We start from the raw sequence: 23,981 nt of genomic DNA on the forward strand, positions 1-23,981 counted from the left end.
TCCAAATGGCCAATCTATCTAGTGTTATAAAAATATAGTTGATTATTCACGTCAAGAATAGCTGATTTTCTTGAGAGCACCAAAAAAACCACCTGTAGAGGCCATAGTTGTGACCCTTTTGGATTATTACGCTTTGCCCGGCCGACTAAATTCCGGGGTATTGGCGATGCCGTGGGGCACGTGGCCGGTGGCTACATGCTCGCTGGCCGAGTCGATATGAGCCAGCTGATCATCAAAAAACACATCGGCACCGTAAGCCTTTAAGAACTCACCTTTGGGCAACCCCCCAAGAAACAGTGATTCGTCGATACGGATTTTCCAGGCCCGCAAAGTGCGAATCACCCGCTCGTGGGCGGGGGCCGACCGGGCAGTGACTAACGCCGTGCGAATGGGGCAATCTTTTGATTCGGCAAACTCGACCTGTAGTTTATGCAGCGCATCGAGAAAAGACTTAAAGGGCCCGCCGGTAAGTGGGGTCTTGGCGGCCGCTTTTTCACTTTCGGTAAAAGCACTTAAACCCTGGCGCTTAAAAATTTGCTCGGCCTCATCAGAAAACAGCACGGCATCGCCATCAAAGGCAAAGCGCAGCTCGTTGTTATTATCCGAGCGGTGCTTGGGCGCCATCAAAGTCGCCGCCGCAATGCCGTGGGATAGTGCACTGCGCACATCCTCGGCCTCGGTGGACAAAAACAAGTGGCAGCCAAAGGCCGCGGCGTAGCGATAAGGGCTTAAACCACTGCAAAAAGCCGCACGAGTGATATTCAGTTTGTAGTGCTCAATCGAGTTAAATACCCGCAACCCTGTGTCGCCGCTGTTGCGCGACAGCAAAATCACCTCGACTTTAGGCTCGCCGGGTAAATTTTCATTGAGACGCAAGAGCTTTTGCACCATGGGGAAGGCGTCGCCCGGCTCTAGCAGCTCGTCTTCGTGCTCAATTTGGTACTGGGCGTAGGCCTCGAGCCCGTCATTTACAAAGACTTGGTGACTGGCGTCGAGGTTAAACAGCGCCCGTGATGAAATCGCAATTACCAGTTTGTTGCCAAATCCGCTTGCCATAGGTGTCTCTCAGTTACGATTGCGCCGCTATCAGGTGTACTTTGGGTGCCTGCGCCAGTGAGCGGCCAAACAACGCTTTAATGGCCGCCCGCTAAGGGGCAAATGCCCCGCTATAGCTGCTTTCTAGCAATACAGTACACCGCTTAGAGTGTGGCGCCGCCGCCAGGCAAAAGCAAGATGGGGGCGCCGCCGCCGTTATAAGCTCTTTGTGACAATCTCGTAGCTGTCGCCCGAGAGCCCGGGTGCGGCCTGAATTCGCGCCAACTGGGCCCGCATCGCTTGCCCGCGCACCTCGCTGTAACGGCGCCAGCGCGTAAGCGGTGTAATCAGGCGCGCCGCTATTTGCGGATTTTTGGCGTCCAGTGCAATCACTTGATCGGCTAAAAAGCGGTAGCCGGCCGAGGGATCATCGAGCAACCCGGCGTGAAAGTTAATGGGGTTTGCCATGCAAAACGCACCGATAACCGCACGAATTTTATTGGGGTTGGCGCCATCGTACGCCGGGTGTTCAAGTAACGCTTTAACCCGCAGTAACGCGTTGGGGCGCGGGTCGCGCGCTTGCAATGACAACCACTGGTTGACCACCAAAGCCTCGTTTTGCCACTTGTTGTAAAACTCAGCCAGTGCCCGCTCGGCGTGCTCGGCGACTTGAGCCGACTCGGAGTAAAGCAGCGCACTTAGGGCGTTCACTTCATCGGTCATGTTATTGGCGTTACTAAACTGCGCCAATGCGTATGCGATATCGGCTTCAGCCGGCTCCAGCAGTAGGTAGCCAAGCGCGGTATTTTTTAAGCTGCGCGCGGCAATGGCGTCGGCATCGGCGCGGTAAGGCTGAGTGTTGTCATAACGCTTTAGCACCGCTCTAAAAGCATCACCCAACTCGCGGGCAATGGTTTTTGCCAACAGCCGGCGGGCGGTATAAATCGCCTCGACATCAACCACCTCGTATTGCTCGGCGATATAATCCTGCGAGGGCAAGGTCAGCATAAGCGCAACCATTGCCTGATCCAACTCCGCGTTGCCAAGTAGCTCGCGGTAACTGTCAATCAACATTGGATCAACGCTAAAGCTCTCGAGGCTACCGCGCTGGTATGCCACGATGGCATCATCAAGCACCGCCAGAGCTAAGTTTTGTGAGGCTTCCCAGCGATTAAAACCATCGCTGTCGCGCTGAATAAGCTCGGCCAGATCCTGCCGGCTGTAGGCAAAACTAAGTTTAACCGGTGCCGAGAACCCGCGTAACAACGACGGCACCGGGTGCTCTGGTACATCATTAAAGACAAAAGTTTGCTCCGCCTCGGTTAACTCCAGCACTTTGTGGGTGTTGTCCTCTGGCAAATCGGTTAGCTCTTCGCCCTCAAGTTTTAAAGCCAGCTCGCCGGCGCTGCCAAGTAAACCCATTGCAATGGGGATATGAAATGGCTTTTTATCTGAGCACTCGGGCGTGGGCGGCGTGCTTTGACTAAAGGTTAAGCTGTATTGCCGGGTATCCTCGTGATAGTGGTCTGTGACCTTAACCCGGGGGGTGCCCGCCTGATCGTACCAGCGCTTAAACGGCGTTAAGTCGCGGCCAGAGACATCGGCCATGGCCTGTACAAAATCCTCGGTGGTTACCGCTTGGCCGTCGTGGCGCTCAAAGTATAAGTCGGTGGCTTTGCGAAACTCGACTGGCCCCAGTAAGTTGGCCAGCATGCGCACAACTTCGGCGCCCTTCTCGTAAATGGTGACGGTATAAAAGTTAGAAATTTCAATAAAACTGGCCGGGCGTATGGGGTGCGCCATGGGGCCGGCATCCTCGGCAAACTGATAGGCGCGCAGTAGGCTCACGTCCTCTACCCGCTTAACCGTGCTAGAGCCCATGTCGGCTGAAAAACAAGCGTCACGGTAAACCGTAAAACCCTCTTTTAAGCTCAACTGGAACCAGTCGCGGCACGTAACCCGGTTGCCCGACCAGTTGTGAAAGTATTCGTGCGCAACGACGCCTTCGACCCGCTGAAAGCCCGCGTCAGTGGTTGTTTCTGGCTTGGCTAACACGCACGAGGTATTGAAAATATTGAGCCCTTTGTTTTCCATCGCGCCCATATTGAAATCGTCGACCGCGACAATCATAAAAATATCTAAATCGTATTCGCGGCCATATACTTTTTCATCCCACGCCATCGAGTGTTTTAGCGAGCTCATGGCGTGATCGCATTTGTCGAGATCTTTAGGCTCGACAAATATCTCCAGTGCCACACGGCGCCCGGATTGCGTTATAAACTCGTCTTGAATGGATGCTAAATCGCCGGCCACCAACGCAAACAGGTAGGCCGGTTTTTTAAACGGATCGTGCCAGGTGGCAAAATGGCGCCCGCCTTCCAGGGTGCCGCTATCGACCCGGTTACCATTAGAGAGCAACACCGGGCAACTTGCCCGGTCGGCAATAATGGTTGTGGTGAAATCACTCATCACATCGGGACGATCGAGAAAATAAGTGATTTTACGAAAGCCTTCGGCCTCGCATTGGGTGCAGTAAATGCTGCGCGATTTATACAGCCCCTCAAGCGACGTGTTTTGCTTAGGGTAAATATTCACTTCTGTTTGCAGGGTAAAAGACGCAGGCGGGTTAAGCAGTGTCAGCCCCTTGTCATCCACCCGATACTGATCGGCACTTAAGGTTCGGTCATTGATGGCAACACTGACAAGCTCCAGCGCTTCGCCGTGTAAAAACAGCTGCTCGCTAGTCGGCCCCTGCCGCTCCAGTGACAAACTACTGCTGACCCGTGTGGCTTGCTCGCCAATATCCACGCGCAGCTGGGTTTTCTCAATACGATAACCGGGAGGCTGATAATCTTTTAAGTAAACCGTATGTGGCGCGTCGGCCTGTTGCTCGTCGCTGGTCTGTGAGCTGACGGGTGCGTTCATAAAAACCTCGATCTCTGGTGCGCTGTATAGGTGGATCGGCGCCGTGACTATTGGCTGATATCAAGCTGCACTTGATAGCCGGAAAATTTTCTAACGTTAAATACCTGATCGCCAAACATAAGATACTGCCCTTTAATACCGGTTAAACGACCGGATACCACAGGTTGTTTATCAAGATTCAGCGATTTTACTTTAAGCGGGTACTCGGCCACCGGGTAGTTAATAACTTTAACTGGCTCGGCTTCGGTGTCATCCGTTATCACTGTCACCGAATCGCTGCCGTGCTGCGCCTTTAAGCTCGCAACATAGGGTTCGGCCAGCGTCGTAAGTTCGGTAGCCAAGCGGGTTAAATCTATATCGTCAGGGGTACCTTTTAGCATTGCCTGCCAGCGTGTTTTATCGCCAATATGGGGTTTTAGGTGTGACTCTATAAGGCCCGCTAATTGCCGCGTGGCCACCCGATAAACCGGTAGCGCCCAGCTGGCGCCCTGGTCAATCCAACGCGTGGGCACCTGGCTGGCGCGGGTAATACCCACTTTAGGGTCGGACGAATTAGCCAGGTACACCACGTGGTCGTTAAAGCAAAAACCTTGAGCCCACTCGGGCTCGCGACAGGTGCCCTGATCATAGTGGCATTTTTCAGGGCTAACCATGCAAATATCGCACGATGCCGAGCGGGTAAAACACGGGTAGCAATGCCCCTGAGAAAAACTTTTTTTGGTTTTGCGATCACACAACACGCAAAATATATCGCCGCTGGCGGTCAGGGTTATCTGATGATTCAGCAAGTCACTTAAGGGAATACGGCTGTCGCCCAGCTCTAGCTCGTAATGAGCGCGTCCCTCGCTGTCGAGCCGGGTGTGCATCTTTTTCAGTGAGCCGGTTAGCGATACGTTAGTCATAGACGAGCCTATTGCCATTTGAGTGGCGCTTCGGCATCGTGCCCGTCGCTGTTAGCGCCATCACTGCCACAATGCTGATGAGGCTTGGGTGGGATATAACCGGTGTGAGCGTCGGCCGGTAAATGTTGATGCTCGTACGAGATAACCGCCTGCATACACAGTTCGCGTTGCTCGGCTGTTAAGCGGTTGCCGTCAGGCCATTTGCCAATTTCTACCGCCAGCTTTAAGCGCTCATAAATATCCGGGGTAATACTCTGTAATAGTTGCTGCAAATTATTCATAAATCTTGCCTACTCAATCAAAAGCTCGCCCGGCCCGGGCGCAATAATCAGTGTCGAACAAACCCTGCTCGTTTTGCCGCGACAAAGGCCCCGGCGACCAACATGCCTGCGAGCAAACCACCCAGGTGCGCGCCGTTGGCGATACCACCGGCCATAAAAAAATCGATAACGCCGCTCATGCACAGCAACAGCCAGGCGAGCATAAAAATAATAATACCTTTAGGTACGGCCAGCACGGGGTGTGGGTCGAGCCACTGACGAATCCAAATATAGCCTACCAGGGCGTACACTACGCCCGACATGCCGCCAAAAATACTGATTTGGTCGGCCCAAAAGTACTGTGCCAAATTGCTCACTGCGGCGGTCATTAAGAAAAATACCGTGAAGTTGAGCGCGCCGACGACATACTCGATACGGCGCCCTAGATCCCACATCCAGAGACTGTTAAAAACGATATGAAACACCCCAAAATGTAAAAACGCCGGGCTCACCAGACGCCAGTATTCGTGCCGGGCAAGCGCCTCTGACAATGGCTGCCAGCGATACCCACCGGGTACGCTCTCGAGGGGAAAGAAGGTTAGGTACCCCAGCCACGACTGTAACATTTGCGTGCTCACCACCGCGTAGCCCAATACACTCAGAGCGATTAAGGCCAGGGTCACCGGAGTGCGCAGCGCCGGGAGCGTTTTGGGTTGGACCGGCTGTGCCGCCTCCAGCTGCGCCTGTGTTACTGGCGCCAATTCGCCACTGCGCCACTCGGCCACCAGCTGGGTAACGGGCTCCAGTAAGCGCGCATCCGGCACTTGCAACGACTGTTCACCACGCACCTCGACAATACGGTGCGGAACGTCTCGGGCACGCAGGGCGCGCGCCAGCTCTGACAAGTCATCGTTAAGGGGAAAAACACTTACAATATTCCAGGACACAGACTTCATCCGTTTCAGCCAATCAGGTTGGCGTATATGTGGGGTCGATCGGGCCTCAGATCAACCGTGATTGGGTTAGGGGTCGACATACACCCAGGCAAAATTTTGCGGTTTGATAATGCCTGAAGCATCCGTACGGTAGGCGACCAGGCGGCCAAACCGGACAGCGCTATAGTCGAGGCAGACCACGTTGCTCGCAACCGCAGCGGGCTTACCGGATAACCAGTAGTGCCCCACAAACAGTGGCGGTTGCTGACTATCATACACCACCAGTTGTGATCTCAGGGCCGGATCTATCGGCAGCCGGGCGACCTCAACCGGCAGCGCGTCGGGTTGAAACTCCAAATCGGCAAATGTGGCGGGGTTATCGACCCAAAACTTTGCTCTAAAGCTTCGCCGCCGGTAGCCCTCGGCACTAAACATGCGGCAGTGCTCGGGCAGTGCCACCTCAAAACCCGAGGTTAACCGCTTAACGGCGCGCGCCTCCGGGCAGGCCGGGTCTGCCATGGCGTTAAGTTCAGCGGCGCTTAGTTGTGCACGGCCACGGGCCGATATTATCGCCTCGTCCCAACAGGCATGCACCACCCGGTAGGCGCCAAAATCAAGATACAGGGGCAGCGTCTGCAGCCAGCGCAAATGATCTTGCCACTCATCGGGGTAGGCGGCAAACTGCGCCAGAGTTTCGGCGATAACTTGCGTGTTCCTGGGGGTATGCGGGCGCAGGTAATTGCCCGGGGCGTTGGGGTGCGGCGTGCAGTAGCACAGGGCGTGAATTTCGTGATTGCCCAAAATCATCCGCGCGCTGCCAGCCTCAACCATCGCGCGCACCAGCTGTAACGCCTCGCGAATACGTGGGCCACGGTCGATAATATCGCCCACAAAAACCGCTATCCGTTCGGGATGGCGAAATATACCCCGCTGTTTTTGGTATCCCAGCTGTATTAATAACCGCGTCAGAGTGTGCTCGCAGCCGTGAACATCACCAATAATATCCAACCGATCAAACAAACGCGCACCCGCGGGCTGACAGTCTAAAGTCATGATTTGTCCAGCAGGTGTCCCCCCCAGCCCAGCTTGGAGCGGCACCGCTCGTAAAAGTTGTGGTTGAGCGGGTGCAGCAACTGCAGGGTCTGAGGCTTCTTACTGATTATAATTTCATCGCCACCGGCGACCGCATCGTGTGTTTGGCCATCGCAGGTTACGTGGGGAACAGCCGTGTTGCCCTCGCCTACCAGTATCTTAATAATGCTGTCGCCCGCCACCACCATCGGCCGGCTGCTGAGCGTGTGGGGGTTCATGGGGACCAGCACAATGGCGTCAAGCTTAGGGTGCATAATAGGGCCGCCGCCGCTTAAGGCGTAAGCCGTTGACCCCGTCGGGGTCGATACAATCATGCCGTCGGAGCGCTGGCTGGTGACAAAGTAGTCGTCCACATAGAGCTCAAACTCGATCATGCGAATAAACTCGCCCGGGTGCAGTACCACATCGTTTAGCGCATCGCCGGTGGTTACCGGGTGGCCATTGCGCGACACCTGCATATCGAGCAAAAAGCGCTGCTCCATGACGTACTGACCGTCGAGAACCTCGCCCATTTTTTGCTCGATCGCGTCGGGAACGATATCGGTCAAAAAGCCCAGACGGCCACGGTTAACCCCCAGCAGCGGCACATCGTACTGAACCAGGTCCCGGGCGCCACTTAGCAAGCTGCCGTCACCGCCCACCACAATGGCCAGATCGCAACTGCTGCCCAAATCGTCCATATCGGCCACACGAATATCGGGCCCACTATAGCCACCACCGAGCAGCGCTGCGGTTTGCTCTTCAATAATCACCCGCACATCACGCGTGGCAAGGTAGCGCACCAAACGCTCAACGCTGTAACGGGCGCGGTCATTATCGAGCTTACCGATAAGGCCAATCGTCGAAAACTGTGTCATCATTTGCTCCTGTCAGGCCACCGGGGCAACCTGTGCGTGCCTGACTCCGTTGCAAGACCCAGGACACCGTTTTGTTTTTTGCTGACGCCATTATGCCCAAGCGCCTTCTAAAGGCCAATGATCAAGCTACTACAAGCTACTTAAGGGGAACCTCATATCGACCCGTTGCGACAATTTTGCTGGCAGTTACGCCACCGCTGCGTGCGTGATTTGGCCTTTAGTTTGTACAGCGAGTCACTCTTACACGCGATAGCAGACTCTCCGGCCACGCCCTACTCGCTACACTTTGACGCTAGCGCCAAAGCCTGGCTCACCGAGTTGGATAAAGAGCCCACAGCGTTATTAGCGCACTTGGCGCAGCGCACCAGCACCCGGCTGGGTCTGTATTTTGAAGCCCTGTGGTCGTTTTATTGGCGTTACATCAGTAGCCACCGCTTACTGGCGCACAACCTGCAGCTTAACCGTCAGGGTAAAACCCTGGGAGCGCTGGATTTTGTCATTGAACGCAGCGACGGGGCGCTGGTGCACATTGAAGCTGCAGCCAAGTTTTATTTGGCCAACCCCGCAAGATCGGGTCAAACCGATATCCGCTCTCCGTGGCAATCGGCCTGCTATGACTGGATTGGGCCCAATGCGAATGACCGCCTCGCCTGGAAGCTTGAGCATATGCGCCGGCATCAACTGCCGTTAAGCACCACGCCCGAGGCTTTAACCGCGCTGCAGAAGAAGCCGGGAAAGCCACCTGTGGTGCACTCACAGTTTTTATTGCGCGGCTGCCTGTTTTGGCCTGCGGTTACGCCCCCGGCGTTAGACGCCCAGGCCGTTTTGCCAGGTGACGACATTAGCCGTCTGGCCAATACCGGGCGGTGGTGGCATTTAGCCGATTTTTTAACGCAGAAGTCGCTGCCCGGTTGCGATGGGTTTACGCTATTGCCGCGCAATCACTGGTTGTCGCCGGCGTGCTACCCTAGCGCTGTCGTGCCCTTGAGCCTTGGCGGGCTTAAGCAGGCGCTGTTGGCGCAGATAACCCAGCGCCGCCAGGGGGTGATGGCAGTCGGCCTGCAACGCAGGGGCGAGCAATGGTGCGAATCTTACCGCCTGTTTGTCGTACCGAATCACTGGCCCGGAGCGGCCCGACCAGCACGCAGCACATAATTTTTATCGCTCTCGAGTGCAACGGGGGTATTGTGACTAAAAAGTTGCGCACAATCGCTGAGACACTTTACCCGGATGCCGTCTTCCTGCAGCAGGTGGGTCGCGGCCTCGGCCCGCCGCCCACTGCTGCAATACAAAACGTAATCGAGCGTGGGCGATAATAACCGCGCCTTTATGGCCAGCAGATGAAGCGGCAGATTGACCGAACCTGGGTAGTGCCCGGCGCTGTACTCAGGCTCGCTACGCACATCCACCACAACCGGCTCATCTCCGAGCTCAGAGAGCGCTGCCAGAGTAATCCGGGGCACATCCGGCGCCCGCAATAAGCGGTAAAAATCCTGCTTTGGCAGGCACATCAATACGCCCTTGCTGGTCATAGTGACAGATGCATTGCGCGGCGCATCGTTGACCAGTGCATCTTCACCAAAGCAGCGACCGGCGTGAATGTTGGCTATATGCCGGGTGCTATTATTGTCCTGCCGGGCGACCTCGGCACTGCCCTCTTTAATAAAGTAACACTGCTCGCCCACTTCCCCCTGGCGAATGATGCATTCGCCAGGCTCGACCAAGCGCACCTGCATATGCTCAAAAATAACTTTGACGTTAATGGGTGGCACCTTAAAAAACAGATTCGAGTGCAGCACCTGCATCATCCACTCAACATCCTCGTCCATATCGCGGTCACGGGCGATTTTGGTGTGTAAATAATCGGCCACCTGACTCCAGCAGAGCAACTTGTCCATTTGCGCCGCGTCAAGCGATAACAGCGCGCAGTCACTAAGCGCCGTAACATCGTGCTCGCGGGGCTCGTTTGGTGCAATCGCGGCCGTGCTATCGCGCCCTTTTAGGGTAATAGATGTGCCGCTGGCATTATCCAGCGCTAAATCGCCAAACAGCAGAAAATAACTGCGTCCATCCATGGTGCCGCGGCGCCAAACATTTTGCCCGGCATACAGGTATTGCATTTGCGCGCTGGCCAGCAGCACCTCTAAATGCGCCTCACTCATGTACTTCAGGGGCGTCAAAGAGCGGGTGTAGGCTAAATCGATCTCGGGATGGCTTGCAGAAAATAAGTTTGCGCTAGACATACATAGGTCCGAACGTTACACCGCACAACGCGCAGTGGTGGTATTTATTGTTGTATTGGGCTGTTGCCTAAAAGCTCGTCTGCCCTGCACGCCGCCAGTATGGATCGCCACCACTTTTGCTCCCCGGCGCCAGTAGCCCAGCCCAGCGAGCTGATTAACAGCCCATAGCATTTTAAGTGTGTAAACCGGGTCAATCAGGACATTATTGTTGTACTCGAACTCTTGCCAAAATGCCAGCATTGCGGCACTTAAGGGGCGCCCATAGCCTTTACCACAAAACCCCCAAAGCATTTTCCAACCGGGTTGCTGGCCCCGTCCGTTGCGGTACAAGCTGTCGCCTGCGGCGCCTTTTAACACACTGACACCAAGGGCCTGGGCGCACCCACCTAAACCTTGGGTAACGCCCGCCAAGGTGCTGCCCGTTCCCACCGCCATCACTACATCGTCCACGCCGCTGGCAAAACGCTCCCGTACCGCCCACCCCATATAGCTCGCGCCCCGCTCGCCCAAGGCATTGGCGCCCCCCTCGGGTAGAAAGTATTCATTGGGTTGGGTGCTAACCTGTCGCGTTTGGCACAGCTCCCGGTAGGCACTGTGGCCCACATACTCAATGCTCGCGCCGACGGCTTGTAAATCGTTTAGAGTGGGAGTTTCGGCCATGCTTGCGTATCCGCGCACCAATACCCGCAATTTGAGCCCCTGCTGTTTGGCAACCAGCGCCAAAGCATGAAGATGATTGGAGTGAGCCCCGCCCAGACTCACCAGTGTGTCGCAGCCGGCTGCACGCGCCGCCTCCAGGTTGAAGTAAAGCTTGTAAAACTTATTGCCCCCCGGCAGCGTATCGTCCCGCCGAAGCAGCAGCGCGACACCGGCGGCGGCACAGTTAGGCAAATAAAGTGGTTGGTACCCGACACCAAGAGCCTGTTGCAACAGCCCGGGACTCAGATCAGAGCGATCTTGCACGCTAACCTCGCTGCAAAGCCAGAGATGTGCTAATGGAGCGATGCTCGGCGCAGCGGTTAGACTCGCCATCGTGAAAATCACTGGGTTGCAGCACCCGGGGGACACCTACCCCGCACTCTTCGCCCTCGGCATCGGTCGCGGTGCAATAAGGCGATTTTGAATGATCGAGCCACAAGCGGTAGTGTGGCTCGCTCAAGCCGCACAGCTGCGCGACATAAGCGTCGGGGTTGGCTATGTAATCGGCAACTCCAGCGGCGGGCAACGTGGTTTGGCCGACACCCGGCGCAAATACGACAAAATTAATGCCGGCTTTTTGCAAAGGCGTCAAAATTTGTGTGGCGCCCTGCTCCAGCAAGCTTTCATGTTCGGTGCGCAACAGCTCAAGCTCTTCGCGTACAGCGGCCTCTTGTTGTTGCCGATAGTAGAGCTCAACCTCGCGCATATCCAACCGCTCTTGCAGCTCCTCGCGGGCCTCGGCCAAGGCTGCTTCGAGCCGACCATCGAACTCCGCTTCAAGCTCCCGTACCTGAGTGGCTTCATCCAGTTGGGCGCTGTTTAATTTGTGTTGGTAGTACTCGCGCAGGCCGTTTAGCCGACTCTCTTGCATGGCGAGCTGTTGTTGCAACTCGGCGTTTTCGGCCTGGGCCGAGGCAAGAGACTGCGCTTGCGCCTCTAACGCTTGTTGATACTCGCCAAGCCGCTCCTGGTGATCGCGCTTAAGCTCATCGAGCTTTAAGTTCATGCGGCTGCGCACCGTATTAATGTGCAAGCGCTGCTCTTTAAGGGTGTGCGCCAATCGCGTACGCATCGCTTGCGCGTATTCACGCTCCAGTGCGGCCTTCAGCTCAGACGCGGCCAGCTCTGAAGCCATCCCCCCCACCCCCGACTCTTCGGGCTCCGGATCCGGCTCGGGAAATATAAGCCCCAGGGTATTGCTGGCCACGGCTTTTTTCATCAACACAAAGCTGTTGCGGCCCGGCTCCATAATCGGGTCCCACAGGTTGTTTTTTTGCCACGCCACGGGACACTGACTGTAACAGGCCAGCGCAATCGGCCCCGCGCCCAGGTCGGGGCCGCGGCTCGCCGCTTCGGCTAACTGCTGAAAGGGAACATTCCAGCGCTTGACGATCATCCCCTTGGGGTCAAAATCGACATAAAAGAAAACACAGGTGGTAATGCGAAAGCTGGAGTTGATGCGCACGTACACGGCTTGCGCGCGGCAGCCGGAAAACTCTTGCATGGGAACGAAGCCGTCCATAACCGCTTCAAACTCTGGGTACTGCAACTGACGATCGATACGTCCATCAGCAAAGACAATCACTGCTTCAAGATCTGTATCGCTCTTGCTACCCATATAGTCCCCTGTGGATGGCGCGTTATTTTGCCCAATAGGCTTATATTGCCATAAGTATTGCGCTTAATAGCATCTAATGCCAAAAGTATAGGGGGAGTCAAAAAAGAAGTCAGTAAAAACGGAAGGAATATACAAATGAAGGGGAAATGTGAGAGTTAGTTCAGGTTTTTAGCCCTGCCGGCCCAAACGGACAATACCCGAGCCTGCGCCCGGATTGTCCGTCTTTAGACCTCGAAGTAGTCCTCACCGAACTCTTCGTCACAATCGTCGATTGGCTGCTCTAGCAGCTCCTCTAAATAGTCTTGCATCTTAATTACCTCTTTTCATAACACATTAGTGTGCTGTTTTCAGACATTACGCCGAGCACTTGGTTCGGCTAAGTTCAGAGTCCCACAGCTATATGACAATTATGTGATGATTTAAAAGGAAAAAAGCGGCTATCAAAGTCGTTGCGGACGGCTCTAGCGGCTATATCGCTTCACAGGTTCATCGTCCCGTCCGCTTACATGGCCCAATGCTGCAGGCATAAAAAAAGCCCCTCAAAGAGGAGCTTCTTTAAATAGTGGCGGACCGGATGGGAAACATTCGGGCCATCCTTGGCCCTTACCCTACGGGCAGCTCAAATTGGCTATCCTCGGAAATTGCTCCTGCATTGCTCTACCTCCTGCATCCATGCAGTCGTGCCAATTTGTCGAACACCGCTTCGCGGGTTCATCGTCCTGTCCACCTAAATGGCCCAATGTTGCAGACATAAAAAAAGCCCCTCAGGTGAGGAGCTTCTTTAAATAGTGGCGGACCGGACGGGACTCGAACCCGCGACCTCCGGCGTGACAGGCCGGCATTCTAACCAACTGAACTACCGGTCCGCAAAACTAACCCGGTTTGAACGCTTACTTAAATGGTGGGTGGTACAGGGATCGAACCTGTGACCCTCGCCTTGTAAGGGCGATGCTCTCCCAGCTGAGCTAACCACCCGCGTCGTTCAGAAGCTGCGCATTCTACTGGATCCGCGATTGGTGTCAAACTATTTTTCAAAATTCTTTTCTAAGTGTCTATTTTGCATACACTTTTTTCGATCTTTGTGCAGTTTGCACAAGCCTTGGCCAAGGTTTTTGAGCCAAGTGGGCATCGGGCTGTAACCTAAATTGAGGTGCCCGCATAAAAACACCAATAGAATTTCAGCTCGCCAGCCAATGGCGGGGGGTATAGCCTGCCTGGTGACGCTGTTGGTGCAAGGCTGTTGGTGCTAGACTTTTGGCCACACTTTTATGTATTGGATTTATCCCGGCATGACACCAGCCCGCTACCAGCACCACCCCGCCCTGCGTCATCTGCCGGCGGGAGTAACTTTACTGTTTTGCCTTAGCTGGCCCAGCCAGGCACTGGCGGCGGCGCCGTTATCGGAAAAAAACTGGCTGCTGATTATCATCATTATTCTCTTGGGGCTGCAGTCGGCCTTGATTATTGGTTTACAGCGCAGCCGACTCAACAATAAGCACGCCCGTCACGCGCTGTATCAGTCCCAAAAAGAGTTAGAAGCCAAAGTGCGCGACCGCACCGAGTCACTGCACCTGACTAACGATCAACTCTATGAGGAGATTGGCCGTCATGAAGCCACCGAGCTGCTGCTGCGCGAGACTCAGGAGTACCTACACAGCATTATTAACTCCATGCCTTCCGTGATTATTGGCGTCACCCACAAAGGCTTTGTCACCCACTGGAACGCCGCCGCCGAAGAGAAAACCGGTATCGGCTCGGCATCTGCACTGGGTGAGCACCTGCGCGATGTGTACCCGAGCTTACCCGTTGACGGCGACATCATCAGTGAAACCATTGAGGCGGGAGATCCCTACTTAAGCCAAAATATTCAGGAAACTTATGCCGGTGAGCTGCACTACAGCGATTTAACTATCTACCCGCTCATTGCCGCTCAGGCGATAGGCGCGGTGATCCGCATCGACGATGTAACCCTTAGGGTGCGGGTCGAGAACATGATGATCCAGAACGAAAAAATGCTCTCACTGGGTGAGCTCGCGGCGGGCATGGCGCACGAGATCAACAACCCGCTAAGTACTATTCTGCACGGTGTGCAAAATATCTATCGCCGCATATCACCGACACTGGCCGCCAACCAGACAGCGGCAGAGCGACACGACCTCACCTTAGATCAGGTTATCGGGTATTTGGATGACCGTCATATAAGCCAGTTTTTGGAGGATATCCGCGAGGCAGGTGAGCGCTCTGCGGATATCGTTACCAACATGCTGGATTTTTCTCGCACCAGCTCGCAAACTCAACGGCCGTTCGATTTAGGGCACGTTGTGCGACACGGTATAGAGCTGCTGGCCGCCGAGCGCGCCAACTTACCCGCCATAGAGTTGGATATTGACCCCTTACTGCCGCAAATTTATGGCAGCGCGGCAGAAATTCAACAGGTCTTGTTAAACTTAATCCGCAATGCCGCGCAAGCGCTCGGTGAGCACAGTAACGGGCCGCCAGTTATTTGCGTTAAAGTCAGCCAAACGGATAAACACGCGATAGTCACCGTCGATGACAATGGCGCGGGCATGGCAGATGAGGTTTCACGACATATTTTTGAGCCTTTTTTCACAACTAAAGAAATCGGTCAAGGTACCGGGCTGGGGCTTTCGGTATCCTACTTTATTGTTACCGAGCATCATGGCGGCAGCATCGATGTAGACTCGGTTCCCGGCGAGGGGACCCGCTTTACCATCAAGCTGCCGAAAGTCGCCGCCGATAAAAATTCGCCGGGCCCGCCGAGCTTGCACTAACCCATTGCAGTCATCCGGCGTGGCTAAAGCCTAGATAAAAGAGAAATTTTGCCTATGAACACTCCCCTTTCAATCGCAATGCGGGGCAAGCGTCTTGCTAGCACAGCTTTAGTTAGCCCCTTACTTCTCGTTTTGGGGTTAACCGCCTGCCAAACCACCGAGGTTATCCCGCCCACTGACGCCGAAGTAAAACAGCTGGCTCACGACATTGAGGCGGCTGCCGTGGCTGATATGATCGTGATGAACCGCTGTGGCGCGCTGGGAGGGCCCACCGGTGCTTATGCCAGCGCCGCCCGGGAGACATGGCAATTTAACAACCAAAATCTGATTATCGATGCCGAGCGCCTGTTAAACAGCCAGCGAAATGATCAGATTATTATTGATGCCATGCCCTACTCGCTGGCGGCCATCGCCCGGGTGCACGACTTATCGCTCAGCGCCGATGAGCGCCTGAACCTTGCCGGTCGCAGCCCCAACGGGCAAAAAACCGTCTGCGAGCGCGAGCTTAGCCAGCTAGAAACTCAAAGTTACGCCGCGCAGTTTGACTTAGCGACACTACAGGCTTTGGGCGAACGAGCCGAGTCTGCCCCGGACAGCGAGACCAGCGCGGCCGATATTTTGACCCGCTGGACTCACTGGCCCAAGCCCGGCCGTAGCTATATCTCGCTAACCGAATCTGCCAAGGCACAATGCCCGCAGCAATCGCGTATAATCACGCTGGAAAACAACTGGCCCACAGAGCGCTACGCAGTGTATTGCGCTGGCACGCCCCAGAACTTAGTGCAATGTGACTGGGGAGCCTGTGAGGCCGCACCCAACGAACTACCCGAGCGCCAATAGCGCTCGGTCAGCTTGAGACTGCGCATGACCGACCCACGCTTTAGCCCAGAAAACTATCAACAACAACTGCTCGATAAAACTCAGCATATTAAAACCCTGTTTGCCGCCTGCAACATTCCGGCTCCAGAGGTTTTTAGCTCACCTGCCACAGGGTTTCGCATGCGCGCGGAGTTTAAAATTTGGCACGAAGGCGATGAGTCGTACTACGCCATGTACCGTCAGGGTGAATACAAAACACCTTACCGCATTACCGAGTTTCCCCAGGCGCACGACAATATTCGCCGACTAATGCCGCTGCTGCTTGACGAGATTAATAGCAACGAGCTGTTGCGGCGCAAACTGTTTCAGGTTGAGTTTTTAACGACGCTCAAGGGCGAAACATTAATCACCCTGATATACCACAAAAAACTCGATGACACATGGCAGGCCGAGGCTGAAGCATTACGCGCGCGGCTTGGGGTTTTTATGATCGGCCGCAGCCGCAAACAAAAATTAGTGCTGGGGCAGGATTTTGTCACAGAGACCCTTGAGGTAAACGGCCGCCCGTACCACTACCAACAAATCGAAAGCAGCTTTACCCAACCCAATGCGCGGGTGTGCGAAAAAATGCTGGGCTGGGCAGTGCAGCATACGACACCTTGCACGGGTGACTTAGTCGAGCTGTATTGTGGCAACGGCAACTTCACTATCCCCCTGGCGGCTAATTTCAATCGGGTGATGGCCACTGAACTGGCAAAATCTTCGGTCCACTCTGCCCGTTACAATATGGCATTAAACAAAGTCGACAACATTGATATCGCCCGAATGTCCAGCGAGGAGTTTTCGGCCGCGCTCGACAAACAGCGCAGTTTTCGCCGCTTAAAAGATATCGATTTAGACAGTTTTAACTTCAGCACCATTTTTGTCGACCCACCACGGGCCGGGCTCGACCCTCACACCACAGCTATTACTCAGGGCTACCAGACCATCATCTACATCTCTTGCAACCCAGAGACCTTGCATCGTGATTTACAGACGATCACCCACACTCATGATGTGGCGGCATTTGCGCTGTTTGATCAGTTTCCGTTTACACACCATATTGAGTGCGGCGCGATACTTAAAAAGCGCAGCCAGGCTTAAAATGCCTGTCCGCGAATTCGCTCGGCGGCGGCAAGCACAAACGCACTGTAGGTTTGTTCGTGCTTTAAACGCTCTTTCTCAAATTTACGCCGCTCGGCCAGCGGCAGTTTGTTCCACTGCGCCAAAATCGGGATATGCGCGGTAGCGTCGCGCAACTGATAAAACGCCGAATACTCGTCGCGCACCTCGTCGCTAACGCCCAGCGAATCGAGCAACACTGAGATACGGATACTGGCCTCGGTTAGGGTTAAATCGTCGCGCCCTACGGATGCGGCAATGACCTGAATACTGGTATTAACTCGCTCGCGCTGAGCCTTAGAGTCTGCCGTCAACTTATCGAGCTGTGCTTTTTGCCTCTGGCGCAAGAGGCGCAACTGCCATAAATAGTAGCCTGCCACGGCACACAGCACCGCGATAATAACCACAGCCAATATCAGCAAAATCGTTGTAACCGAGCTACTCATTTTCATCCCCTGTTTGCGAATCATCATCGGCCAGCTCAAGCAGTGGCGAGTCGATGTTTTTTTTGGTTTTGGCACCCAATTTGCGAATATTATCAACCCGCTTTAGCAGATTGCCGCGCCCGGTTGCGAGACGTTTATGGGCGGTTTGGTAAGCATCTTGCGTTTTATTTAGCTGAGCGCCGATTGACTCCAACGCCTCGAGCAACAATACAAACTGATCGTGCAGCGAGCCCGCCTCTGTGGCGATTCGCTCCGCGTTTTTATTTTGTTTCTCGTAACGCCATACGTTATCAACCGTGCGCAGTATCGCCAGCAGCGTCGATGGGCTGGCAAGAATAATATGACGATCGTAAGCTTCTTTATACAAATTACCGTCATACTGCATGGCAAGCATAAAGGCCGCTTCAATCGGAATAAAAATAAAAACAAAATCGAGCGCTTTAATACCGGGCAAACGCTCGTAATCTTTTGCGCTTAGACCTTTAATGTGAGCGCGCAACGATTGAATGTGCTTATTTAGATGCAACTGCTTTTCAGCCTCATCATCACTGCTACAGTAGCGCTCGTAATCCGTTAACGAGACTTTCGCATCAATGACAATATCTTTGCCCTCAGGCAAGTGCACCACAACATCCGGCATCCGGCGGCTTCCGTCTCCCGCCGACAAGTTTACCTGTGTGTCGTATTCGCGCCCTTTTTGCAGCCCGGATTGCTCGAGCAAGCGCTCCAGAACTATCTCGCCCCAGCCGCCCTGAGCTTTATTACTGCCCTTTAAAGCCCGGGCTAAATTCACCGCGTCTTCGCCAATTTTATGCGCCTGCTTCTGCAGCTCGAAAATCTGCCCGGACAAACGGCTTCGCTCGGCGTTTTCTTTTTCGTAAACGTCCTCAACCTTTTTACGAAACTCTTGCAGCTGGGTTTTAAAAGGACTTAACGTGCCCTCTAACATGCCTTGGCTAGCGGCGCTAAACTGCTCGCTTTTACGTTCAAACAATTTATTTGCCGTGAGCTCAAACTCTTGTTTTAGCTCCGCTTTAGTGCGCTCCAGAAACCGGCTCTGCTGCTCCAGCGATTCACGCTCTGAGGCCAGTTGAGTTTGCAATTGAGTGCGCTCCTGACTCAGCTCAATAATCCGGGCTTCTTGCTCACTAACGCGCCGGTTAAGTTGCTCAAAATGGCTGAGGCGCTCTTGCAATCGGGCCGCTTGCTCCAGCGCCTGGTGGCGCGTTTGCTCTAGCTGTTGGCCGCGCTCGCGCCACTGGGTCAGCTCTTGCTCTTTGGCGGCTAATTCACGTTCGCAGCTGTGAACTTTATGACCCCATTCGCTCTCAGCCAGCGCCATGGCGTGTTGTAACCCGGCGTTTTGCGATTCAAGCGCGCGCAACTGCCTCGCAAGTGGTCTTTTAACAGCCACATAAGCAATCAACAGCGTGACACAAACCGTAACGAAAGCGACCAGTGCGGGAACCAGCGGCTGAGCGCTGGCGAAGAATTCAGACATCATTGAATTTAATTCTCGCCTTGAGATATATGACCCGGTGGCCATTACTGAGTTTGAGTGGTCGGCAACGGTATTCGCCCTCTTCACCCGGAAGGGAGAATATCGCTATACTATCAACAACCTATAGGTTGCCCCGCGCTCTGGCCGAACATTATTTAAGCACGGCAGAGATAACGCATGGCGGCAATTTATCATACTCAGATCGCCAGGACGCAGGTAAGCATTAGCACATGAGCCGTTCAGCAGACGACAGACCCAGTACCGGCAGCTCCGGCCGTTCGCCTGAGGCCAGCGGCCTCAGCCGTCAAGTGCGACGCCTGTGCGCCGATGGCTACCGGCTGTACGACAGTGGTGAATATCGCCTCGCACTGCGCTCATTCTACCAAGCTTGGTTGATAATCCCCAAACCACAAACGCAATACCCGGAGGCCGGTTGGGTACTAACCGCCATTGGCGATGGCTACTTTCGGCTCGGGCAATATGAACCGGGCGCCGAGTCTTTGCAGTCGGCCCTGTGCTGCCCCACCGCCGAGCAAAGCCCTTTTGTGCAGTTGCGTCTTGGGCAATGCCTATGGGAGCTAGGACGCCACGCCGAAGCGCGCAAGTGCCTCTACCACGCCTATCAATGCCAGGCCGGCTCACTGTTTGACAACGAGTTACCACGCTATCGCCAGGCCATCGAAGACCTTTTGCCACATGATTGATACGCCGCCAACGGCCGCGCCTCACATTGTCATTTTTGATTCCGGTGTGGGGGGGCTAAGCATTTTACAGGCGGCCCGGCAACAACTGCCCCACGGCCGGTTTAGTTACCTATCTGACAACGGCGGCTTTCCCTACGGCAACAAGCCTGCCCATCACGTCATTGATCGCGCCTGTCGGGTGCTCGAGTCGTTTGCCGCCGAGGTGGATGATGTCGACGTTTATGTGATCGCGTGCAACACCGCCAGCACCCTGGCCCTGCCGCGACTACGGCGACACTTTACCCGCCCGGTGGTGGGGGTTGTGCCCGCCATTAAGCCGGCCGCCGAACTCAGCCGCAATAAATATATTGGCTTGCTGGCAACGCCCGGTACGGTTAAGCGCAGCTACACCAAGCGCCTGATTGAGGAATTTGCCAGTGATTGCCATGTGGTAAGTGTTGGCTCGTCGGCGCTGGTCGAACTTGCCGAGCGCAAACTGCGCCAGGAATATATTAGCCCTGAGCAGTTGCAGCCCATACTGGCGCCGCTTATAACGCTTAGCAGCAGCAACCCAACACCAGCGCGACTGGATACCTTAGTGCTTGCCTGCACCCACTTTCCGTTACTGGCGGACGAAATAGCGCAAGCCTTGAGCCCCCGGGTGCAACTGGTGGATTCCGGCCTGGCTATCGCCCGCAGAATTGCGTATTGGACCGAGCGAATTCAACCGCTGGCGAGCCTGCCAACACAGCCCACCTATGCCTGGTTTACCAGAGCCGACAGTAGCACTGAGTCACTATCGGACACGCTCGCGCTGTTTGGCTTTGACGAAATCAGACTGCTGCATATCCCGACACCCTAGGGCTTAAGCGTTAGCGTCATCAAAAAGCAGGGCCATTAAGTGATCGGCCGGCACGGGCCGGCTGTACAAAAAGCCCTGCCCAAAATGACAACCGCATTCGGTTAAAAAGCGATGTTGCTGGTCGGTCTCGACGCCCTCGACCACCACTTTGTAGCGCAGTGAATTAGCCATCGCGACAATCAGCGAGGTAATAGCCCTATCCTCTTCATCATCCGGCAAGTCTTTAACAAAACTGCGATCGACTTTAAGGCTATTAATGGGTAACCGCTTAAGATAACTTAACGACGAATAGCCGGTACCAAAATCATCAATGGCGAGCGAACAGCCTTTAAGACGAAGCTTTTCCAGACGCGGAATAACGTTTTCCGAATCCTCCATCAGGGTGCTCTCGGTGACCTCAAGCACCAAGCTCTCGGGCGGGAGTGAGGTTACCTCTAAAACCCGGTCTAGATTGGCCAAAAAACCCGGATCATTAAGCTGCCTGGCCGACAAATTAACCGACATACTAAATTTGCGCTGCATCGATTTTTGTATAAGCCGCGCTTGATAACACGCTGTTTTTAGCACCCACTTACCGAGCGGTACGATTAAGCCGGACTCTTCAGCCGCAGGAATAAACTCCCCGGGAAGCACCAGCCCCCGGGTGGGGTGATTCCAGCGCACCAACGCCTCGGCGGCGACCATTTTACCGGTACTCAAATCAATAACCGGCTGATAGTAAAGCTCAAACTGGCCACTTTTTAGGCCGGCCCGTAGCTCACGCTCTACGGTTAAGCGCTGCTCCACGGCCAGGTTCATATCGGAGGTGTAAAACTGAAACGCATTGCGCCCTTTGTCTTTCGCCTGATACATCGCCAAATCGGCGTTTTTCATCAAAGTGTCAATATGACTGCTGTCATCTGGCGCCATGGTAATACCAATGCTAACGCCGGCAACCACCTCTTTACCCTGCAGTTCGATGGGCCGGTTTAATGCATTAATGATTTTATTGGCAACCACATAAGCGTACTGGGGACTTTCGACCTGATCGAGCAGCACTGCAAACTCATCGCCCCCGAGCCTGGCCACCACATCATCATCGCGCAACTCACGGGTTAAACGGCGCGCCACCTCGGTTAATAACTGATCGCCGGCCTCGTGCCCAAAAGTGTCGTTGATACGTTTAAAATGATCCAGGTCGAGGTAAAACAGCGCCACTTTAGTGTTGGCGCGCTGACTGCGAAGCAAGGCGCTACCCAACAGGCTTTTAAATTCGGTGCGATTTGCCAGCCCGGTCAGGTGATCATAGTAGGCGAGCTTTTCAACTTCTTGTTGCTTTTCTTTGAGATCCGTAATGTCTTGCCCAACACAGACATAAAACTCTGGCTTTAAGTCTTGCCCCATAATGGCCGTAATGGTTTGCATAATCCAAAAGCGCTCACCGCGGCCGGTAACGGCTAAATACTCGGCTTGCCACTGTCCCGTGTCCTCTCCTTCGAGACGCGGCTTGCCGGATAAAATTTCAGCTTTTATATCCTCAATAGAAATCTGTTGCGAGTTATGCTCGGGTAAAAGCAGTGCCTTGTAGCGCTCGCACTTGTCATCAAGGTTAAAACCGGTCACCTGCCAATACTGGGTATTGGCATAATCCAACTGCCAGTCTCGATTTAAAATGGCCACTAAACTCACGCTGTTTTCGATAGCGCTCATCAGTTTGCGCGACTCGGCACCCGCCTTGTCCAATAGCAAAATTTTATCGTCTAAGCCACGCACCAAATGGCGTATTTGATCGAGCATATTGTTAATGCTTTTGCCGAGCCGCCCAATCTCATCCTGCCCCACCTCAGGCACGCTTAAGTACCAGCGATCGCGGTCGATTTTTTCGGTGGCATCGGCCAAAGCCCGAATACGGTAAATAACAATACGGCGAATGCTAAAAAACAACACCACAAACAAAAACACCGCCAACATTAAAATGTTGACATAAACCGCCATCATCGACTCGCGAAAACTATTGCTGATCACCGATTGTGGGTAGTAAAAGCTAATGATCCAGTCCATTCGGGTGAGGCGGTTGGCGACAATATGCAAGGTACCGCTGGCGGACTCTTGGCGATAAATATTGCCCAGCGCTAAATCACCCCGGGCAATTTGCTGCATATAATTCGCTAGCGCGGCATCGTCCTTCAGGTGGGTTTCAAGCAGCGGGTAACTGGCGTCTTTATCATGACGCCGAGGCAAAGATTGACTGTGAAGGACTAGCTGACCCTCGCGGTTAAAAATAAACGCCTGAATCTGGTTTTTATCGGCATCCAGATCTTCGAGTTTATCGAGCAGGTAGGTTACATTGATATCGCCACCCACAACGCCTACAAACTTATCGTCAATGTAGACAGGCAAAACCAGCGACGTCATCCAAACCTTACTGTAGCTGTCAAAATAAATAGGGGTCCAGCGAGCTTCCCGGTTGGGGTTGTTGGTCGGGGCAGCCGCGCTAAAAAACACCTCTTGGGTGACGTCGTGATCGGGGCGATGATGGCGGACTATGGTGGCAGGCCAGGCCCGGGATACACGCTGCGAGCTAATAAAATACAAACCACTAAACTCATGGGATAACACCGGTGTGATGTAGTCCCAGGTTTTGCCGCTGGCCGCCACCTGCTGGTTTAGCGTCGGGTCAATCGGGGTATCGCGGTGTACAAATACCGCCGAGTGCTCAGAGTACAAACGGTAGGCGCCATCGGCGTCACGATGCTGAGCAACATTCACCTCACTTGCCGCACCTTGTGTGAGGTCGCTAATAAGAATCTGACGCACCGATTGTAACGCTTGCTGGCGATTGCCTAGCTCGTTCTCAAGGTAGCTGTTATAGCGTGTCGACAGCGCCTGCAGGCGATTGTCATAGAGGGCCTGAATTCGCTGAGTTTCGCCAAAGCCCACACGGATCGCGCCTATAACACCGCTGAGCACCACAAAGCCGATAACAATCAGCAATAGCTTTGCGTTTAATGAGCGGACAACAGGCTTCAATAGACCCCCTAAAAAAAGCAATTTCAAGCTCGTGTGGCAACGGCTTGGCGTGTTCATATGACAATTGGCGTCAGATGAATCATTCTACACGATTCACGCTTAATACAAATGCCCAATCAACCGCGCTTGCCGAGGCCACAGG

Annotated in this window: 19 protein-coding genes and 2 tRNA genes; 6 read left to right on the forward strand and 15 right to left on the reverse strand. The window is 54.3% G+C overall.

Annotated elements, in window-relative coordinates:
* Nucleotides 1-126 precede the first annotated feature (126 nt).
* From AAC019_RS07230 to AAC019_RS07260, 7 genes are all read right to left on the reverse strand, one after another.
* A complete protein-coding gene (locus AAC019_RS07230; RefSeq protein ID WP_339897972.1) occupies nucleotides 127-1,056 on the reverse strand; it encodes a 5'-nucleotidase in 930 nt (309 codons plus the stop codon).
* Nucleotides 1,057-1,251: 195 nt separating this feature from the next.
* Nucleotides 1,252-3,960, reverse strand: coding sequence for an aminopeptidase N (pepN, locus tag AAC019_RS07235; protein ID WP_339897973.1), 2,709 nt, complete (start codon nucleotides 3,958-3,960; stop codon nucleotides 1,252-1,254).
* 47 nt (nucleotides 3,961-4,007) lie between these two features.
* A complete protein-coding gene (locus AAC019_RS07240) occupies nucleotides 4,008-4,862 on the reverse strand; it encodes a DUF2797 domain-containing protein (protein ID WP_339897974.1) in 855 nt (284 codons plus the stop codon).
* A gap of 8 nt (nucleotides 4,863-4,870) precedes the next feature.
* Entirely contained in the window at nucleotides 4,871-5,143 is a 273-nt protein-coding gene (locus AAC019_RS07245; protein ID WP_339897975.1) for a YeaC family protein, read from the reverse strand.
* A 47-nt stretch (nucleotides 5,144-5,190) separates the two neighbouring features.
* The gene (locus AAC019_RS07250; RefSeq protein WP_339897976.1) at nucleotides 5,191-6,069 is read right to left on the reverse strand and encodes a rhomboid family intramembrane serine protease; all 879 of its coding nucleotides are present in this window, start codon (nucleotides 6,067-6,069) and stop codon (nucleotides 5,191-5,193) included.
* A gap of 75 nt (nucleotides 6,070-6,144) precedes the next feature.
* Entirely contained in the window at nucleotides 6,145-7,110 is a 966-nt protein-coding gene (locus tag AAC019_RS07255; RefSeq protein WP_339897977.1) for a metallophosphoesterase, read from the reverse strand.
* Complete coding sequence (locus tag AAC019_RS07260) at nucleotides 7,107-8,006, reverse strand: NAD(+) kinase (protein ID WP_339898011.1); 900 nt, start codon at nucleotides 8,004-8,006, stop codon at nucleotides 7,107-7,109. The genes AAC019_RS07255 and AAC019_RS07260 overlap by 4 nt, the downstream gene beginning before the upstream one ends.
* A gap of 201 nt (nucleotides 8,007-8,207) precedes the next feature.
* On the opposite strand from AAC019_RS07260, the gene AAC019_RS07265 reads away from it, so the two are divergent.
* Entirely contained in the window at nucleotides 8,208-9,161 is a 954-nt protein-coding gene (locus AAC019_RS07265; RefSeq protein ID WP_339897978.1) for a DUF1853 family protein, read from the forward strand.
* Here the strand turns inward: AAC019_RS07265 and AAC019_RS07270 are convergent.
* The 5 genes from AAC019_RS07270 to AAC019_RS07290 form a co-directional block, all read right to left on the reverse strand.
* The gene (locus AAC019_RS07270; RefSeq protein WP_339897979.1) at nucleotides 9,122-10,249 is read right to left on the reverse strand and encodes a cyclic nucleotide-binding domain-containing protein; all 1,128 of its coding nucleotides are present in this window, start codon (nucleotides 10,247-10,249) and stop codon (nucleotides 9,122-9,124) included. The two genes, AAC019_RS07265 and AAC019_RS07270, sit on opposite strands and share 40 nt — an antisense overlap.
* A gap of 15 nt (nucleotides 10,250-10,264) precedes the next feature.
* On the reverse strand, nucleotides 10,265-11,212 hold the full coding sequence (locus tag AAC019_RS07275; RefSeq protein WP_339897980.1) for a pyridoxal-phosphate dependent enzyme: 948 nt from the start codon (nucleotides 11,210-11,212) through the stop codon (nucleotides 10,265-10,267).
* A gap of 1 nt (nucleotide 11,213) precedes the next feature.
* On the reverse strand, nucleotides 11,214-12,566 hold the full coding sequence (locus AAC019_RS07280; RefSeq protein WP_339897981.1) for a hypothetical protein: 1,353 nt from the start codon (nucleotides 12,564-12,566) through the stop codon (nucleotides 11,214-11,216).
* Between the two features lie 789 nt (nucleotides 12,567-13,355).
* Nucleotides 13,356-13,432 (reverse strand) — tRNA-Asp (locus AAC019_RS07285).
* A 33-nt stretch (nucleotides 13,433-13,465) separates the two neighbouring features.
* Nucleotides 13,466-13,541, reverse strand: a tRNA-Val gene (locus AAC019_RS07290).
* A 314-nt stretch (nucleotides 13,542-13,855) separates the two neighbouring features.
* Between AAC019_RS07290 and AAC019_RS07295 the strand changes: the two genes are divergently transcribed.
* Genes AAC019_RS07295 through trmA form a run of 3 tightly spaced genes read left to right on the forward strand, consistent with a single transcriptional unit; the run spans nucleotide 13,856 to nucleotide 17,320 of the window.
* Nucleotides 13,856-15,358, forward strand: a complete 1,503-nt coding sequence (locus AAC019_RS07295) for an ATP-binding protein (protein ID WP_339897982.1) — start codon at nucleotides 13,856-13,858, stop codon at nucleotides 15,356-15,358.
* 54 nt (nucleotides 15,359-15,412) lie between these two features.
* Entirely contained in the window at nucleotides 15,413-16,198 is a 786-nt protein-coding gene (locus AAC019_RS07300) for a hypothetical protein (protein WP_339897983.1), read from the forward strand.
* Between the two features lie 24 nt (nucleotides 16,199-16,222).
* A complete protein-coding gene (gene trmA, locus AAC019_RS07305) occupies nucleotides 16,223-17,320 on the forward strand; it encodes a tRNA (uridine(54)-C5)-methyltransferase TrmA (protein WP_339897984.1) in 1,098 nt (365 codons plus the stop codon).
* On the opposite strand, the gene AAC019_RS07310 is transcribed toward trmA, so the two are convergent.
* Nucleotides 17,317-17,784, reverse strand: a complete 468-nt coding sequence (locus tag AAC019_RS07310) for a DUF2489 domain-containing protein (protein WP_339897985.1) — start codon at nucleotides 17,782-17,784, stop codon at nucleotides 17,317-17,319. The two genes, trmA and AAC019_RS07310, sit on opposite strands and share 4 nt — an antisense overlap.
* Nucleotides 17,777-19,288 carry a DNA recombination protein RmuC gene (rmuC, locus tag AAC019_RS07315; RefSeq protein WP_339897986.1) on the reverse strand — a complete coding sequence of 504 codons (1,512 nt, stop codon included), beginning with the start codon at nucleotides 19,286-19,288 and terminating at the stop codon, nucleotides 17,777-17,779. Before rmuC ends, AAC019_RS07310 begins: the two co-directional genes overlap by 8 nt.
* Nucleotides 19,289-19,515: 227 nt before the next feature.
* On the opposite strand from rmuC, the gene AAC019_RS07320 reads away from it, so the two are divergent.
* Together AAC019_RS07320 and murI are read left to right on the forward strand one after the other, a co-directional pair.
* Nucleotides 19,516-19,989 (forward strand): hypothetical protein, encoded by a 474-nt coding sequence (locus AAC019_RS07320; protein WP_339897987.1) that lies wholly within the window; start codon nucleotides 19,516-19,518, stop codon nucleotides 19,987-19,989.
* Nucleotides 19,982-20,830, forward strand: a complete 849-nt coding sequence (murI, locus tag AAC019_RS07325) for a glutamate racemase (RefSeq protein ID WP_339897988.1) — start codon at nucleotides 19,982-19,984, stop codon at nucleotides 20,828-20,830. Before AAC019_RS07320 ends, murI begins: the two co-directional genes overlap by 8 nt.
* Nucleotides 20,831-20,833: 3 nt before the next feature.
* Here murI and AAC019_RS07330 read toward each other — a convergent pair whose 3' ends face one another.
* Complete coding sequence (locus AAC019_RS07330; RefSeq protein ID WP_339897989.1) at nucleotides 20,834-23,839, reverse strand: EAL domain-containing protein; 3,006 nt, start codon at nucleotides 23,837-23,839, stop codon at nucleotides 20,834-20,836.
* Nucleotides 23,840-23,981: the final 142 nt, after the last annotated feature.

This window comes from uncultured Gilvimarinus sp. (assembly GCF_963975215.1).
Classification (GTDB): Bacteria; Pseudomonadota; Gammaproteobacteria; order Pseudomonadales; family Cellvibrionaceae; genus Gilvimarinus.